The following is a 17320-nucleotide window of genomic DNA, read 5'->3' as shown; positions in this document are numbered from 1 at the left end:
GGGCGTTACTTGTCCTGGGCGGCCCACCAGGCGAGCAGCGCCTCACGGGCGGGCTCCTCGCCCAGCGGCCCACGCTCCATGCGCAGGTCGAGGAGGAAGCGGTAGGCCTTGCCGACCACCGGGCCGGGCGGCACGCCGAGGATCGCCATGATCTGCTCGCCGTCGAGGTCCGGCCGGATCTTGGCCAGCTCCTCCTCCTCGGCGAGCGTCGCGATGCGCTGCTCGAGGTCGTCGTAGGCGGCGGCGAGGCGCATCGCCTTGCGGCGGTTGCGGGTGGTGCAGTCGGCGCGGGTGAGGCGGTGGAGCCGCTCGAGGAGCGGCCCGGCGTCGGTGACGTAGCGGCGCACCGCGGAGTCGGTCCAGTGGCTCTCGCCGTAGCCGTGGAAGCGCAGGTGCAGCTCGACGAGACGGGAGACGTCCTTGACGGTCTGCTTGTCGAAGCGCAGCGCCTTGAGCCGCTTGGCGGCCATCCGCGCGCCGACGAGCTCGTGGTGGTGGAAGCTCACGCCGCCGGCCGGCTCGAAGCGGCGGGTGGCGGGCTTGCCGATGTCGTGGAGCACGGCGGCCAGGCGCAGGACGAGGTCCGGGCGCGGGACCGCGCCGTCGGGCCCGGTCTCCAGGGCGATCGCCTGGTCGAGGACGACGAGGGTGTGCTCGTAGACGTCCTTGTGCCGGCGGTGCTCGTCCACGGTGCGCTGCAGCTCGTCGAGCTCGGGCAGCACGACCGCGGCCACACCCGTGTAGACCATGAGCTCCAGGCCCCGGCGGGGGCGGTCGGACAGGAGCAGCCGCTCGAGCTCGGCGCGGATCCGCTCGGGGGAGACGATCTCGAGCCGGTCGGCCATGGCCGACATCGCCGCCATGACGCCGGGGTCGACGTCGAAGCCGAGCTGGGCGCTGAAGCGGGCGGCGCGCATGATGCGCAGCGGGTCGTCGTCGAAGGACTGCTCCGGGTCGGCCGGGGTGCGCAGCAGGCCCGCCTGGAGGTCCTCGAGCCCGCCGAAGGGGTCGACGAAGGTGAGCGCGGGAAGGCGCACCGCCATCGCGTTGACGGTGAAGTCGCGGCGGGACAGGTCCCCCTCGAGGGTGTCGCCGTACTCGACCGTGGGCTTGCGGGAGTCGGGGTCGTAGGACTCGGTGCGGTAGGTCGTCACCTCGACGACGACGTCGCCCTTGCGCGCGCCGATCGTCCCGAACTCCCGGCCGACGTCCCAGTGCGCGTCGCCCCAGGAGGCGAGCAGGCGCTCGGTGTCCTCCGGGCGGGCGGAGGTGGTGAAGTCGAGGTCGTGGCTCACGGTCCCGAGGAACGCGTCGCGGACCGGGCCGCCGACGAGGGCGAGCTCGTGCCCCGCGGCGGAGAAGACGGCGCCGAGCTCGAGCACGGCAGGGGGCAGCGCGGTCAGGGCGGCGGCCGCCGTCCGGGCGAGCGCGGCAGGTGAGTCGGACACTGCCACAGCCTGCCACGGCGTCCCCCACCGTCGGAACCGGGGACCAGTGCCTGTGCGCGAGACCACGCGGGAGGCCCGATTCGGGCGCGTGGGTCCGGCAGCCCCCAGGCGGGTTGATTATGGTGACCTCATGTCCGCCGTCCCCGCGCCACGCCGCCGCATTCCGGCGCCGCCGCGTCCGCGACCCGGCGCGCCGCGCTCGACGCTGCTGCCGGTCGTCGACGAGACGTCCGCCGGCGGGCTGGTCGTGCGGGTGGAGGACCGCCAGGCGTTCACCGCCGTCATCGCGCGGCGCAACCGCGGCGGGCGACTGGAGTGGTGCCTGCCCAAGGGCCACCTCGAGGGTGAGGAGACACCGGAGGAGGCCGCCGTCCGCGAGATCGCCGAGGAGACCGGGATCACCGGGCGGGTGCTGCGGCACCTCGCGACGATCGACTACTGGTTCTCCGGCGACGACCGCCGGGTGCACAAGGTCGTCCACCACTACCTCCTCGAGGCGACGAGCGGGGACCTGACCACGGAGAACGACCCGGACCAGGAGGCGGAGGACGTCGCCTGGGTGAGCCTCACCGAGGTCGCCTCGCGTCTCGCCTACCCGAACGAGCGGCGCGTGGTCGCCACCGCGAGGGACGTGCTGGCCGGCCGCGCATGAACATCTCCTGGACCTCGTCCGGGGCCGGCCGTCGAGCGCTCGCGCTGCTCCTGCTCGCCCTCGCGACCTGCCTGCTCCCCGGCGCCCTCGTGCCCGCCACCGCGACCCCCTCCGAGCCGGAGGAGGACGCGGAGGTGACCGTCGCCCTCACCGACATCCGTCCGGCGGTCCTCACCCCGGACGAGGACCTCGTCGTGCGCGGCACGGTGACCAACGGGACCGACACCGCCCTCGAGGTGCCCGAGCTGCGGCTGCGCGCCCAGCAGAGCGCCCCGATCAGCCGCTCCCTCCTCGAGCGCTGGCTCGAGCCCACCTCCCTGTCCGCGACGACGCTCCTCGCCGCCGAGCGACTGCCCGAGCCGCTCGCCCCGGGCGCCTCGGCGTCCTTCACGCTCACCGTGCCGGCGGACTCGCTCCCCTTCGCGCGCAGCTACTCGGCCTGGGGCCCGCGCGGCATCGAGGTCACCGCGCAGGACGCCGCCGCGACGACGTCCCTCAGCCCGGCGGCCGCGCGCAGCTTCCTCCTGTGGTGGCCGGACATCGAGGTCGAGCCGATGCCGCTCGCCGTCCTCGCGGCCGCGGTCCCCACGGCGGCGGAGCGGACGGTCGCCCAGGAGACCGACACCGGGCTGGGCGCCGCCTCGGCCGAACGTCTCGAGCCGCTCCTCGCGGCGCTGGACCAGCCGGCCGTCGACGTCGCGATCGACCCGTCGCTCCTCATCGACGTGCCCGCGGTCGTCGACCTCACCACCGGTGAGGATCCGCAGGACGACCAGACCCCCGAGCCCACCCCCCCGAAGTCGGCGCTCGCGACGACGATCGAGGAGTTCGCCGCCTCGCCGGGCCACACCGTCCACGCCCTGCTCTGGGCCGACGCCGACGCCGCCGCGCTCGCCCACGCGAACCGCACCGACCTCCTCGAGGACGTCGCCGTCGACCGTGACGTGGCCCTGGAGCGCTCGGGCCTCGACGCCTCGACCGGGCTCGCCTGGCCGGCGGGGCCCACCCCGGACCAGCGGACCCTCGCCGCGCTCGTGGAGGCCGGCGCCGGCGCGGTCGTGCTGCCCTCCGACGGCCTGTCGTCCCTCGCCCAGCTCACCTACACCCCCTCCGCGCGCACCGACGTCGTCGCCGAGGGGACCACGCTGCCGGCCGTCCTCACCGACGAGCGGCTCTCCGCACTCCTCACGGGCCGGCTGCTGCCGGTCAACCCGACCGCGGACCAGGTCGTCGTCGAGCTCGACCCGCTCACCGCCCGTCAGTACCTCCTCGCCGAGACCGCGGTCATCGCGCGTGAGCGCCCGGCCGACCCGCGCGAGCTGCTCCTCACCGTCCCCCGGAACTTCAGCGGGGACCCGTCGCTGCTCGCCGAGCAGCTCACCACCCTCGCCGAGGTCCCCTGGGTCGACCGGATGACCCTGGAGGAGATGCTCGACCGTCCCGCTCCGGAGCTCGAGCGCGAGACGCTGCCGGCGCTCGTCGTCGAGGAGGGCGAGATGACCTCCGGCGAGCTCACCACCCTCGAGGAGGTCCTCGCCGAGACGACGGCGTTCGCCGAGGTCCTCGCCGAGCCCGCGGCGCTCGTCGAGCCGGTCCGTCGCGCCCTGCTCGAGCTCACCTCCGCCGAGTGGCGCGAGCGGCCGCGCACCCGCGCCGCTCTCCTCACGGCTGCCGAGGAGGCATCCGACACCCGCCGCGGGCTCGTCGCCGCGCGCCCCGGCAGCACTCTCAACCTCATCAACGACGAGGCGCACATCCCCGTCGCCGTGACCAACGAGATGACCCGCCCGGCGACGGTCCTCGTGCGCCTGGCCCCCCGTGACCCGCGGCTCGTGGCCGACGAGGCCGTGCTCCTGGAGGTTCCCGCGCAGCAGTCGGCGACGGCGCAGGTGCCCGTGCACGCGGTCGGCAGCGGCGACGTCGTCGTCGACGTCGTCCTCGCCGCGCCGGACGGCACCCCGATCGACGAGCCGCGCGAGATCCAGGTGCGGGTGCGGGCCGACTGGGAGACCGTGGGGACGGCCGTCGTCGCGGGTCTGCTCGTGCTCATGATCGTCGTCGGGCTCGTGCGCACCGTGCGCCGCGGGCGTCGGAACAAGGAGGTGAGCGTCGCGTGAGCGAGGAACGCCGGGGCCTGGCCGGGTCCGCGGCACTGATGTTCTCCGGAACCCTCGTCTCCCGCCTGCTCGGGCTGGTGCGCAACGTCGCCCTCGTCGCGGCGATCGGCGTCACCGGCGCCGCGAACTCCTTCGCGGTGGCCAACAAGCTGCCGAACATCATCTACATGCTCGTCGCGGGCGGTGTCCTCAACGCGATCCTCGTCCCGCAGATCGTCCGGGCGATGAAGGGCCGCGACAACGGCGAGGAGTACGTCAACCGCCTCCTGACGATGGCGGGGGCCGCGCTCCTGGGCCTCACGCTCCTGCTCACCGCGGGGGCGAGCGTGCTCGTCGCGGTCTACGCCTCCGAGCTCGACCCCGTGTGGTTCGACCTCGCCGTCGCCTTCGCGCTGTGGTGCGTGCCCCAGCTGTTCTTCTACGGCATGTACACGCTGCTCGGGCAGGTGCTCAACGCCCGCGGCATCTTCGGGCCCTACATGTGGGCGCCCGCGGTCAACAACGTCATCGCGATCATCGGCCTCGTCGCCTACATCGTCGTCTTCGGCGGGACACCGACCGGCGCCCACGAGGACCCGGGCACGTGGACCGGGCTGCGCACCGCCCTCATCGGCGGCACCGCGACGCTCGGCGTGGCTGTCCAGGCCGCCGTCCTCGTCCTGCCGCTGCGCCGCGCCGGCTTCCACTTCCGGCCCCGGTGGGGGCTGCGCGGCTCGGGCCTGGGACGGGCGAGCAAGGTCGCGACGTGGGCGTTCGCCAGCCTCCTCGTCGCCCAGCTCGGCTTCATCGCGGTGTCCAACCTCGCCGCGGCGGCCGCCGGCAGCGGGACCGGCTTCGTCGCCGGCAACGCCGCCTGGGAGAACGCGAACTTCCTCTACCTGCTCCCGCAGTCGCTCATCACCGTCTCCCTCGTCACCGCCCTGTTCACCCGGGTCTCGGACTACGCGGCCGGCGGGGACACCGCCGCCGTCCGCGACGACCTGTCCCTCGGGCTGCGCACCATCGGGGTGTTCACCGTCTTCGCCGGCGGCGCGCTCGCCGTCCTCGCCCTCCCGCTCGTCCAGGCGACGATGCCGACGACGACGATCCCCGAGGCCCGCGGCATCGCCCGGATCGTCGTCGCCCTCCTCCTCGGCATCGCGGCGCTCGGCGCGTTCACGATGATCCAGCGGGTCTACTACGCCTTCGAGGACACGAAGTCGCTGTTCAAGCTGCAGCTGCCGCTCACCGGCATCGTCATCGTCGGCGCGCTCGTGTCCACGCTGCTGCCCCCGGAGTGGTGGCTCGTCGGGGCGGCGGTCGCGACGTCGCTGTCGAACGTCGTCGGCTCGGTCGTCGCCTACCTCGCGCTGCGGCTCAAGCTGCCGAGCCTGGACGGCTCGCGGGTGCTGCGCACCCACATCCGCCTCGTCCTCGCCGCGACGCCGGCGCTGCTCCTCGGGTGGGGCCTGCTGCACCTCCTCGGCCCGACGACGACGGCCGACGCGTGGCCGGTGCGGATGCTCCTCGCGACCCTCAAGGCCGGGCTCGTGGGCACGGTCATGCTCGCCGTGTACCTCGGCCTGCTGCGGGCGCTGGCGGTGAGCGAGCTCGACGTCATCCTCCGGCCGGTGACCCGGATGGCACGGTCGGCGGCCCGCCGGGTGCCCGTCCTCGCGCGACTCACCGGTTCCCCGGCGGCCGAGGACCAGGCGGTCAGTACGATGGGCACGGACGACAGGGAAGGCCCAGGACCCGGGCCTGACAGAGGGAGCAGGACGCTGGACGACCACGCACGCGCCACCGCCCCCGCGCTGGCACAGGGCACACTGCTGTCCGGACGCTACCGACTGGACCGCGAGCTCACCGCGATCCTGCCCGGCACCGCCCTGTGGCACGGGCAGGACGAGATCCTCGAACGGCCGGTGCGGGCGCTCGTGCTCCCCTCGACCACCGGGCCCTCGGCCGAGACCCTCGACGCCGCACGGCGCGCCGCCCTCGTCGACGACCCCCGCCTGGAGCGGGTGCTCGACGTCGGCGCCCAGGACGGCCACGCGTTCGTCGTCGCCGACGTCGCGAACGGGCAGTCCCTCGAGGAGCTCACCGTCTCCGGCGCCCTGGACGCCGAGCAGGCCCGCTCAGTGGTCGGCGAGGCCGCCAGCGCCCTGGAGGCCGCTCGCCGGCGCGGGGTGCACCACCTCGCCCTCACCCCGGCGGCCGTCCACGTCACCGGCGACGGCCAGGTCCGGCTCGCCGGCCTCGGTGTGGCCGCCGCCTACCTCGGCATCGACCTCGACCCCGTCTCCGCGTCACAGCACGACACCCTCGGGCTCGTCCGGCTGCTCTACCTCGCCCTCACCGGCACCTGGCCCTACCCGGCCGACGGCCCGGACCTCGCGGTCCAGGCCCCGCCCGCCCGCACCGTGGGCGGCGTCCCGGTCGCGCCGAGCAGCCTGCGCGACGAGGTCCCCGCCGACCTCGACGCACTGTGCTCCCGCACGATGAGCGGCCAGGGGCCGCGCACGCCGAGCGAGCTCATCCGCGAGCTCGCGCCCTGGCGCGACATCAACGTCGAGACCCTGGCCGGGGACCACCCCGTGTGGCCCGGTGCCCTGGCCGCCGTCGGTGCTGCCGCGGCGGGGGCGCGGGACGAGGCCACCGCGGCCGAGGCCGCCGAGGCGTCGGCCGCCACGGACCGCACGGCCGGCTCACCCGCCGACGCCACCCTCGAGGCGGCCGAGGAGGCCGCTCTCATCGAGACGGCGGAGGACACCGCCGTGCGTGCGCCCCGCGTGCTCGACGAGGAGCCGGTCGAGGCCTGGCCGGCCGACGAGCCCCAGCCCGCGCAGCCCGCACCCGCCGACGAGGCGCCCGTCGCGGCACCCGAGCCGGTCGACGAGCCCGCCGCGCAGCCGGGGCTCCCCGAGGAGCCCGCGGGCGAGACCCTCGTCGGGATGCCCGCGGTGACGGGCACGAGCGCCCCGACCGACACGCCGCAGCCCGCCACCGAGCGGCCCGCCCCGGCGTGGGAGTCGGTCGTCCAGGGTGAGGACGCCGGCTCGCCGACGCCCGCGCCCGAGCCCGCGACCCGTGACACCACGGCGTGGTACCCGCGGACGCCGCCCGCGGACACGAGCGCACCGGAGGACTTCACGGCCGTCGTCGCCGGGGAGGACGCCGAGGCACCCGGCGCGCCGCTGGCCGCCCGCCACCCGCGCGGCTCGGTCATCACCGCGGCCGTCGGCGCCGGTGTCGGCGGCGCTGCCGCGGCCGTCGCGGACTCCACCCGCCGCGCCGTCGACGCCGTCAAGGGACGCGTCTCCGCCGGGGCCGAGAAGGTCTCCGAGGCCGCCGCCACCCGCACCGCCGAGCGTGAGGCCCGCGCCGAGCAGGCGCTCGCCGAGACCCGTGAGGCCGACGTCCGGGCGGCGCTCGAGCACGACCGCGTCCCGGCGGACCCCACGCCCACCACCGTCGATCAGGAGGCACCCGCCTTCGGGCCCGCCGAGCCGCGCACCTGGGAGGAGGTCGTCGCCGAGCCGGAGCCCGAGCGCGGCGGCCCCGTCCCCTTCCGTGAGCGGCGCCTGGACCCCACGCCGATCGTGCTCGCGATCGCCTTCGTCGCCGTCATCATCGGCGCGATCATCGCCTTCCGGACGCTCACCGCCGACCCCGGCCCCGTCGAGCGCCCGACGACGATCACCGCCCCCGCCGAGACCCCTGCCCCGCAGGAGCCCGGCGACGGTGCGACGACCGCCCCGCCGGAGGCGGCCGCCCCCGAGGCGCCCGCACCGGTGATCGCCTCCCTCACCCCGCTCGACCCCGAGGGCGACGGCGCGGAGAACCCCGAGCTCACCCCGCAGGCGACGGACGGCGACCCCGCCACCTACTGGCGCTCGCGCTCCTACGTCGACCCCGGGTACGGGATGAAGTCCGGCATCGGGCTCGCCGTCCAGCTCGAGCAGGAGAGCCTCGTCTCGGGCGTCACCATCGACCTCCTGGGTCAGGGCGGGAACGTGGAGATCCGCGCGACCGACCCGGCGACGCCCACCGAGGGCGAGCTGCTCGCCTCCGGCCCGATGGGCCCGGCCACGACCTTCACCTTCGCCGAGCCGGTCGTCACCGACAGGCTCGTGCTCTGGTTCACCTCCCTGCCGGTCGCGGGCTCCGACGGACGCAACCGCATCGAGCTCGCGGAGCTCACCGTCGAGTGACGACGGAACAAAACCCGCGCCACCGGCCTTGACCCCATGAGTACCCCGAACACCGAAGGATTGTCATGACGGACAGCACGACCACCACCCTCCACGAGGTCGTCATCGTCGGCTCCGGCCCGGCCGGCTACACCGCGGCCGTCTACGCCGGACGCGCCAACCTCGAACCGGTCGTCATCGCCGGCGCCGTCACCGCCGGCGGCGCGCTGATGAACACCACCGAGGTGGAGAACTTCCCGGGCTTCCCCGAGGGGATCATGGGCCCCGAGCTCATGGAGCGGATGCAGGCCCAGGCCGAGAAGTTCGGCGCCGCCGTCGTCTACGACGACGCCGTCTCGGTCGACCTCACGGGGGACGTCAAGACCGTGACGACCGCCGAGGGCGACGTCTACCGGGCCCGCACCGTCATCCTCGCCAACGGCTCGGCCTACAAGGAGCTGGGCCTCGAGGGCGAGAAGACCCTCGGTGGGCGCGGGGTGTCCTACTGCGCCACCTGCGACGGCTTCTTCTTCCGCGAGCAGCACATCGTCGTCGTCGGCGGCGGTGACAGCGCGATGGAGGAGGCCACCTTCCTCACGAAGTTCGCCTCGAAGGTCACCGTCGTCCACCGCCGCGAGGAGCTGCGGGCCTCGAAGATCATGGCCGAGCGCGCGATGTCGAACCCGAAGATCGAGTTCGCGTGGAACAGCGAGGTCGCCGCGATCCACGGCACCGACAAGGTCACCGGCCTCACCCTGCGCGACACCGTCACCGGTGAGGAGCGCGATATCGACGCCACCGGCGTGTTCGTCGCGATCGGGCACGTGCCGCGCACCGACATGCTCGTCGGCCAGGTCGACCTCGACGAGAGCGGCTACATCGTCGTGTCCTCGCCCTCGACCGCGACGAGCGTCCCCGGCGTCTTCGCCTGCGGCGACGCCGTGGACCACACCTACCGCCAGGCCATCACGGCCGCTGGCACCGGGTGCGCCGCCGCGCTGGACGCCGAGCGCTACCTCGCCGCCCTCGGCGAGGCGGCCGAGCCGGACGCCGACGCCTCCCAGACCCCGCAGGGCGCCGTCGCGCTGTGAGCGTCCCCGCGTTCCCCCAGGTCACCGACGACACCTTCGCCGAGGAGGTGCTCGCCGCCCCCGGGCCGGTGCTCGTCGACTTCTGGGCGGCATGGTGCCAGCCGTGCCTCAAGCTCTCCCCGGTCCTTGCGGAGCTGGCCGCCGACTTCGGCGACCGGCTCCGCGTCGTCGGGCTCGACGTCGACGAGAACCCCGACACGACGCGCGAGTACGGCATCGTCTCGATCCCGACGCTCGTGCTGTTCCGCGACGGTGAGCTCGTGACGTCGCTCGTCGGAGCGCGGCCCAAGCCCGCCCTCGCCCAGGAGCTCGCGACGCTCGTTCCCTGACACTCCGACCTGGGCAGGCGTCGCGGCGGCGTAGCCTGGCCCTACGCGTCAGGTGACGCGCGCACGAGGAGGCCTCCATGACGACACCCGAACCGCATCAGCCGCCCACGGCGGCGGCCGGCACCCGGCTCGACCCGTGGTTCTCCTCCTACGCCCAGCGAGCTCACGGGATGCGCTCCTCGGAGATCCGGGCGCTGTTCGCCGTCGCGAGCCGCCCGGAGGTGGTGTCGCTGGCCGGTGGGATGCCGAACATCTCCGGCCTGCCGATCGACTTCCTCGCCGACATGACGGCGAAGCTGCTGCGCGACCGCGGACCGGAGGCGCTGCAGTACGGCAGCGGCCAGGGCGAGGTCGAGATGCGCGAGCAGATCGTCGAGGTCATGCGCTACGACCACGTCCACGCCCACCCGGACGACGTCGTCGTCACCACCGGCTCCCAGCAGGCGCTCGACCTCGTCACCGAGATCTTCATCGACCCGGGTGACGTCATCGTCGCCGAGGCGCCCAGCTACGTCGGCGCGCTCGGGGTGTTCCGGGCCTACCAGGCCGACATCGTCCACGTCGCGATGGACGACCAGGGCCTGGTCCCCGAGGAGCTCGAGCGCACGCTGCGCCGGCTCGCCGCCGAAGGGCGGCGGGTGAAGATGCTCTACACCGTCCCGAACTTCCACAACCCGGGCGGGGTCACGCTCGCCGAGGAGCGCCGGCCGCGGATCGTGGAGATCTGCCGCCGGCACGGCGTGCTCATCCTCGAGGACAACCCCTACGGCCTCCTCGGCTTCGACGGCGACCCGCTCCCGTCGCTCAAGAGCTACGACCCCGACGCCGTCGTCTACCTCGGCTCCTTCTCCAAGACCTTCGCCCCGGGCTACCGCGTGGGATGGGCGGCCGCGCCGCACGCCGTGCGCGAGAAGCTCGTGCTGGCCAGCGAGGCGGCCATCCTCTCGCCCTCGCGCTTCAGCCAGCTGTCCATCACCTCCTACCTCCAGGGGTACGACTGGTACGGGCAGGTCAAGGACTTCCGCGACCAGTACCGCACCCGCCGCGACGCGATGATGTCGGCGCTCACCGAGTACCTGCCCGAGGCGCGCTGGACCGTGCCGGACGGCGGGTTCTACACGTGGGTGACGCTGCCGCCAGGGCTGGACGCCAAGGCGATGCTGCCCCGCGCGGTGACCAACCTCGTCGCCTACGTGTCCGGCACGGCGTTCTACGCCGACGGGCAGGGTGCGGACCACATGCGCCTGTCGTTCTGCTACCCGACCCCGGAGCGCATCCGGGAGGGAGTGCGCCGCCTCGCCGGCGTCGTACGCTCCGAGCTCGAGCTCACCGAGATGTTCGGGACGGCGGGCTCCCGGCGCACGAGCGAGGACCCGCTGGCCGACGCCCCGAGCCCGGACCAGACCTGACCGAGAGCGGAGTGACAATGACGAACGCCGACAACCCCCGCGTCCTCGTCCTCGCGGGAGGACTCTCGCACGAGCGCGACGTCTCCCTGCGGTCCGGGCGCCGGGTGGCCCAGCTGCTCCGCGACGGGGGCCTGGACGTCGAGGTCCGCGACCTGGACCCTGAGCTGCTGCCCGCGCTGAGCGCGGACCCGCCGGACGTCGTCTTCCCGCTGGTCCACGGCTCCACCGGGGAGGACGGCTCGATCCGCGCCCTCCTGGAGCTGCTCGACATCCCGTACGTCGGCAGCACGTCGGCCGCGTGCCGTCTGGCCTCGCGCAAGCCGGTCGCCAAGGAGCTCGTCGCCGCCGCCGGCGTCGCCACCCCGCCGTTCGTCACCTTCCCGCGCGGGCTGTTCACCGAGATCGGCTCGAGCGAGGTGCTGGCCACCGCCGTCGCCGGAGTGGGCCTGCCGCTCGTCGTCAAGCCCGAGGACGGCGGCTCGGCGCTCGGCGTCACCGTCGTCACCCGGGCCGAGGACCTCCCCGAGGCGATGGTCTCCTGCTTCTCCTACGGCAACGCCGCCCTCGTGGAGCGCGCCGTCACGGGCACGGAGGTGGCTGTCTCCGTCGTCGATCTCGGCGACGGGCCCGTTGCCCTGCCCCCGGTCGAGATCGTCACCGAGGGGCCCTACGACTACGACGCGCGCTACAACGCCGGGCGCACCGAGTACTTCGTGCCCGCCCGGCTCGACGAGGACACGACGGCGGTGGCCGCCCGGGCCGCCGTCGCCGCGCACGAGGCGCTCGGGCTGCGGGATCTGTCCCGCACCGACCTCATCGTCGACGAGAACGGCACGCCGTGGTTCCTGGACATGAACGTCGCGCCCGGGATGACCGAGACGTCCCTCTTCCCGCAGTCCGCGCAGGCGTGGGCGGCCGGTGGCGGCCCGTCCTTCACCGAGCTCGTGACCACGCTCGTGCGCCAGGCCGCCGCGCGGGGCTGACGAAGCTGGGCTGACACGCCGGAGCGGGGCGACCGAGAGGCCGCCCCGCTCCCAGCGTGCTCAGTTCTCCAGCGCCGGGCGCTCGACGTTCGGGGCGAGCACGTCGAGGATCCGGTTGAGGTCCTCGAGGCTGGCGAACTCGATGTTGATCCGGCCCTTGCGCTGGCCCATCCCGATCTTCACGCGTGTGTCGAAGCGGTCGGCGAGGCGGGTCGCGAGCTCGTTGAGCTCGGCGACGTGGGCGCCCCCGCGGGGACGCCGGCGCATCTCCGGGGCGGTGGGCTCGTCACCGAGCGCGACGATCTCCTCGGTGGTGCGCACGCTCAGCCCTTCGGCGACGATCCGCTGCGCGAGGCGCTCCATCGCGGCCGGGTCCGAGAGCCCGAGGAGGGCGCGGGCGTGGCCTGCCGACAGGACGCCTGCCGCGACGCGTCGCTGGACGAGCGCGGGGAGCTTGAGCAGGCGCAGCGTGTTCGAGATCTGCGGGCGGGAGCGGGCGATGCGGGAGGCGAGCTCCTCGTGCGTGCACTCGAAGTCCTCGAGGAGCTGCTGGTAGGCTGCCGCCTCCTCCAGGGGGTTGAGCTGGGCCCGGTGGAGGTTCTCCAGGAGCGCGTCGCGCAGGAGGTCGTTGTCCTCCACGTGCCGGATGATCGCCGGCACGGTCTCCAGCCCGGCGAGCTGGGTGGCCCGCCAGCGCCGCTCACCCATGATGAGCTCGTACCGCGCGCCCTCACCCTCGGGCAGGGGACGCACGACGATCGGCTGGAGGACGCCGACCTCACGGATCGAGGAGGCGAGCTCCTCGAGCTCGTCCTCGTCGAAGACCTGACGGGGCTGGCGCCGGTTGGCGATGACCTCGTGGACGCCCACCTCGGCGAAGGAGGCGCCCGGGACGGGGGCGAGGCCGCCGGTGTCCGCGGCGTCCGTCGGCTCGGGGGCGGGCTCCGGTGCGCTGGGTGCAGCGGGCTCCGGCTCGGGAGCAGTCTCCGTCTTGCGACCGGGGTTGACGGTGTCCTTGGGGATGGAGGGGCGCTTACGGGACTTCGTGGTCGCCGTCGTCGTCGTGCGGGCGTTCGCGCTCCTCGCGGGCTTCTCCTCGACGGCCGCCGGGGTGGAGGCCGACGTCGTGACGGCGCGTGCGGCGGGCTCACCGGCGGGCTTGCTCGGGAAGAACACGTCGACGGGACGGCCCTCGGTCGGCGCGGTCGGGATCAGGGCGCCGAGGCCCTTGCCGAGCCCCCGTCGCTTCTCACTCATTGACATCCTCCGAACGTGGTGCCGCGGCGGACTGCGGCTGGGACTGGGACACGGCCGCGGTGACGCCCTCTGCCGCGCGCTCCGCCATCTCCTGCGCTGCGGCCCGGTAGGCCAGCGCACCGGTGGAGCCCGGGTCGTAGGTGAGGACTGTCTGGCCGTAGGACGGGGCCTCGGAGATCCGGACCGAGCGAGGGATCGACACCTCGAGCGTCTGGGCCGGGAAGTGCTCACGGACCTCGTCCGCCACCTGCCGGGACAAGTTCGTCCGCTTGTCGAACATCGTGAGCAGGATCGTCGACACATGTAGCGTAGGGTTGAGATGTCCCCTGATGAGCTCGATGTTCCGCAGGAGCTGGCTCAGGCCCTCGAGCGCGTAGTACTCGGACTGGATCGGGATGAGTACCTCGCGTGCAGCGACGAAGGCGTTCACGGTCAGCAGCCCGAGGCTCGGAGGGCAGTCGATGAAGACGTAGTCGAAACGCTGCTCAGGCGCCTGCGCCTCGAGGTACGTCGCGATCGCGTTCCGCAGCCGGTTCTCGCGGGCCACCATGGAGACGAGCTCGATCTCGGCTCCGGACAGGTCGATGGTCGCCGGTGCGCAGAACAGGCCGTCGACGTCGGGGCAGGGCTGGACCACCTCGGAGAGCGGGGTGTCCTCGATGAGCACGTCGTAGGTCGACGGCGTGCCGGCGCGGTGGTCGATCCCCATCGCCGTGGATGCGTTGCCCTGGGGGTCGTTGTCGATGACGAGGACGCGTAGTCCACCGATCGCCAACGCCGCCGCAAGGTTCACCGTGGTGGTGGTCTTCCCGACGCCGCCCTTCTGGTTGGCGACGGTGAGGATCTTCGTCTCGGGAGGCCGGGGGAAGGTCCTCCCCTCCAGCGACATGCGACGGCGAGCGTCCTCGGCAAGCTGAGCCGCCAGTGGCGTCGACTCGTCGAAGGCGTCGAGCCCGAGGATGCTGGCGGGATCGCCGCGGTTCACGTGGTCCACACCGTTTCCCTTCGGAGGGCGCGGCATGGTGTCGTCCGACCTGGTCACACGCACCCCTAGTTCCGCAGTAGTTCGAGAGTGGTCCCAGCCTAGTCGCTGGGCCCTAGATGCCCTTGCAGGCAGGCCGTAGCGTCCCCGTGTTTCGCGTCGCGCCGGCGACTTCGTTGTGAGTGGCTCGGTGGCGGTTTCACGTGAAACAGGCAGGAGCAGGCCTCTGCGCCGACACGCTCCCCTCTCGATCTGCCATAGGGGCTCCGCCGAGCTGGACGCCGGATGTGCAGCGCGGGCCCGCTCGGCTCCGGTGCGCCCGCTTCCGTTCGGGGACTGTCGTGTCGGCAGGTCACGGACATGCGGTGATGGGGAACGGGGCACGGTGCCAGGACGAGGCCGAGCCGCCGATAGTCCTTCGCACTCGGGTAGGAGCCGCGGCCGGTTTCACGTGAAACATGGGAGGGGTCCGCCACCGCGGCGAAACGTCCATGCGCCAGGTGTGCGTTCACCCCTCCCTGCAGGGTTGGTAGCTCCGACTGGTCTCCCTTACAGCGTCTGCACGTCATCAGCGGCGGCCCAGTGGCGCCGACACGCTCCCGGCCGATGCTGATCGCGTCGGGAGCGCCTGGGACAGGTTCTTCCGTGCGCTGGCGTTCTATGCCGGCTGCCGTCGCGTGGGGAGCGATCCTGATCCCGACGATCGATTCCGCGCCCGAGCTCTGAACAGCGACACGAACGGATCAGGCCCGGCGGTGCTCGCCCGTGGACTCACCGCTCCTGCCTTCCAGTGCGTTGGTTGCACGTGAAACCAGACGCGTCGACGGCCGAACCTGCGGAAACTGAGTCTCCGGATGCGCGTCATACCGCGGATCTGAGCGCTGTCCCCAAGGTTCCCCACAGCGGTGGATAGCGCGCCCGAGCCTGCGCCAGCGTGCGCGTCTACGGTAGAACGACTCGCGCCACGGACCCTTCGTGTCTCAGCAACTGCCGGTCACCGGTGTACGAGGCTGCTCGAGCTGCAGGAGGCGATGGGCCGAGAGTGCGACAAGTACGCACTGTCGATCTGTTCCTGCCACGCTGGTCATCTGCACGCATACGAACGGCCATCACGTCGCAAGTACGCGATGGGTTTCACGTGAAACGGGGCCGCGTGAAGGGAGGATGGCGAGACGAACGCCCACTGTGACCACGGCGGCCCTCGGAGATCCATTAGGCATCACACCAGATGTTCCCGCAGTGGCTCTTTGGTTTCACGTGAAACCGGCGCCGTTGTTTCACGTGAAACGGGCTCCAAGAGACGCCGCTCGGGCTACGAGATTCGACAGGCGCTGCCCCGGGCCTCGCGGAACTCACCCCTTAAGATCCACGTGGCGTTAGCGTCGAGCTGCACGATGGGCCATTCACGTGTCACGACAGGCCCGTCTCAGACGCAGTCCGCGACCTCCTCCGCGGTCGCCTGCGTGGGACGCCAGACTCGACACCGCTGCTGTCACGTGCACGACGAGCATCGACCGCTGGTTTCACGTGGAACACAAGGAGCGCGCGCCCTCGGAGCCACCTATAGCCAGCCGTGACATGGAGGGGCGCAAGCCACGGCGGAGCGGTCCTAAGCGGTCGCAATAGTGGCGCGGGCGACGAGTCAGTGATCTGTGGAAACGCGAAGGTGCACGTCGGACGGGATTCGATCCGCCCCGATGTCAGCCAAGCCCTCCCTCGCGGCGCTGTTTCACGTGAAACCTCGACGACAACGGGCGTGAGATCGCGCAGCCGCGGGCTACGCACGCGCACTGGCACGCGCACCGAAGCAGCTGAGGCGGCCCCCAACGACCCGGTGCAGCCCCCGAGGTGCCTGCCGGCCACCAGAGCCGCCGCGCACACATCTAGCGCCCGTGGAGACACAGGTGAGCAGACCGAACGGCGTACCCGTTCGCCACGAGGACGTTTCACGTGGAACATCGCCATGGCCACGTACCTCCCGGAACCAACGGCGCCTGCGTCAACGTTTCGCGTCCGCACGACCTGCACTCGTCGCAGTGTCACGCTGCGGCACTTCGGTGTGGATTCCTGGACCTGAACGGTCCACAACTCCACACCTAACGGCGCAGTCACGCGGGCCGGGACCCGGTGACCTCGGTACCCTCGCGGAACCCGCCTTCTGCGGAACCCAGCTCTCGCGCAGAAGTCGGCTCTCGCGCGAAACTCCGCTCTCGCGCAGAACTCCGCTCTCGCGCGGAAGTCGGCTCTCGCGGGGGGGTGGGGGTGTGTGCGTGCCCGCAGGGGGCGCTGGCCTTTGTGCGCGGATCGCGGCCGGCGCGGGGAGCTCAGGCGGGCTGGCGTTCGGCGGTGACGACGCGGGTGGGGTCGTCGGTGCCGGGCACGAGCACCTCGTAGACCCGGGCGTCGCGCAGCCGGTACTTGCGCAGGGCCTTCGCGGCCTCGTCGATCTCCAGGGCAGCGCGCTCACCCTTGAGCGCGACGAGCGAGCCCCCAGGGGCGATGAGCGGGGCTACCCAGGAGATGAGCTTCTTCAGCGCCGCCACCGCGCGGGCGCTGACCACGTCGAACTCGCGCGCGCCGTGAAGCTCCTCGGCACGGGCCCGCTCGACGGTGACGTTCTCGATCGACAGCTCCGACGCGACGTCGTGCAGCCAGGCGACTCGTCGCTCCATCGGTTCGATGAGCGTGACCTCGAGGTCCGGTCGCATGAGTGCGACGACGACCCCGGGGAAGCCCGCGCCCGACCCGACGTCGCCGAAGGTCGCACCGTGGGGGACGAAGCCGGCCACGGCACTGGAGTTCAGCAGGTGCCTGCTCCACAGGCGGGGCAGCTCCCGAGGTCCGATGAGACCTCGCAGCTCTCCCTCACGGACGAGGAGG

Annotated in this window: 11 protein-coding genes; 7 read left to right on the top strand and 4 right to left on the bottom strand. The window is 72.8% G+C overall.

The window, feature by feature from the left end:
• Window positions 1-5 precede the first annotated feature (5 nt).
• A complete protein-coding gene (locus FHE66_RS07100; RefSeq protein WP_218013642.1) occupies window positions 6-1448 on the bottom strand; it encodes a CCA tRNA nucleotidyltransferase in 1443 nt (480 codons plus the stop codon).
• A gap of 130 nt (window positions 1449-1578) precedes the next feature.
• On the opposite strand from FHE66_RS07100, the gene FHE66_RS07095 reads away from it, so the two are divergent.
• The 7 genes from FHE66_RS07095 (at window position 1579) to FHE66_RS07060 (ending at window position 12201) form a co-directional block, all read left to right on the top strand.
• Window positions 1579-2100, top strand: a complete 522-nt coding sequence (locus tag FHE66_RS07095; protein WP_139072267.1) for an NUDIX hydrolase — start codon at window positions 1579-1581, stop codon at window positions 2098-2100.
• A complete protein-coding gene (locus FHE66_RS07090; RefSeq protein ID WP_139072266.1) occupies window positions 2097-4217 on the top strand; it encodes a DUF6049 family protein in 2121 nt (706 codons plus the stop codon). The genes FHE66_RS07095 and FHE66_RS07090 overlap by 4 nt, the downstream gene beginning before the upstream one ends.
• Window positions 4214-8410: a lipid II flippase MurJ gene (locus FHE66_RS15715; protein ID WP_230976469.1), complete on the top strand. Its 4197-nt coding sequence runs from the start codon at window positions 4214-4216 to the stop codon at window positions 8408-8410. The genes FHE66_RS07090 and FHE66_RS15715 overlap by 4 nt, the downstream gene beginning before the upstream one ends.
• A 65-nt stretch (window positions 8411-8475) precedes the next feature.
• Window positions 8476-9480: a thioredoxin-disulfide reductase gene (gene trxB / locus FHE66_RS07075; RefSeq protein ID WP_139072265.1), complete on the top strand. Its 1005-nt coding sequence runs from the start codon at window positions 8476-8478 to the stop codon at window positions 9478-9480.
• Complete coding sequence (trxA, locus tag FHE66_RS07070) at window positions 9477-9809, top strand: thioredoxin (protein ID WP_139072264.1); 333 nt, start codon at window positions 9477-9479, stop codon at window positions 9807-9809. Before trxB ends, trxA begins: the two co-directional genes overlap by 4 nt.
• A 77-nt stretch (window positions 9810-9886) precedes the next feature.
• On the top strand, window positions 9887-11218 hold the full coding sequence (locus tag FHE66_RS07065; protein ID WP_139072263.1) for a PLP-dependent aminotransferase family protein: 1332 nt from the start codon (window positions 9887-9889) through the stop codon (window positions 11216-11218).
• A 17-nt stretch (window positions 11219-11235) separates the two neighbouring features.
• Window positions 11236-12201 (top strand): D-alanine--D-alanine ligase, encoded by a 966-nt coding sequence (locus FHE66_RS07060; protein ID WP_139072262.1) that lies wholly within the window; start codon window positions 11236-11238, stop codon window positions 12199-12201.
• A 60-nt stretch (window positions 12202-12261) separates the two neighbouring features.
• On the opposite strand, the gene FHE66_RS07055 is transcribed toward FHE66_RS07060, so the two are convergent.
• From FHE66_RS07055 to rsmG, 3 genes are all read right to left on the bottom strand, one after another.
• Window positions 12262-13458 (bottom strand): ParB/RepB/Spo0J family partition protein, encoded by a 1197-nt coding sequence (locus FHE66_RS07055; RefSeq protein ID WP_139072261.1) that lies wholly within the window; start codon window positions 13456-13458, stop codon window positions 12262-12264.
• Window positions 13451-14452: a ParA family protein gene (locus FHE66_RS07050; RefSeq protein ID WP_304364099.1), complete on the bottom strand. Its 1002-nt coding sequence runs from the start codon at window positions 14450-14452 to the stop codon at window positions 13451-13453. The genes FHE66_RS07055 and FHE66_RS07050 overlap by 8 nt, the downstream gene beginning before the upstream one ends.
• 2312 nt (window positions 14453-16764) lie before the next feature.
• The coding region (rsmG, locus tag FHE66_RS07045) for a 16S rRNA (guanine(527)-N(7))-methyltransferase RsmG (RefSeq protein ID WP_139072422.1) at window positions 16765-17320 on the bottom strand (556 nt) is incomplete at its 5' end.

Source organism: Georgenia sp. 311 (assembly GCF_006151955.1).
GTDB lineage: Bacteria > Actinomycetota > Actinomycetes > Actinomycetales > Actinomycetaceae > Oceanitalea > Oceanitalea wutianyii.
Note: the sequence above shows the minus strand (reverse complement) of the source record. Positions and strands in the feature narration are given on the sequence as shown.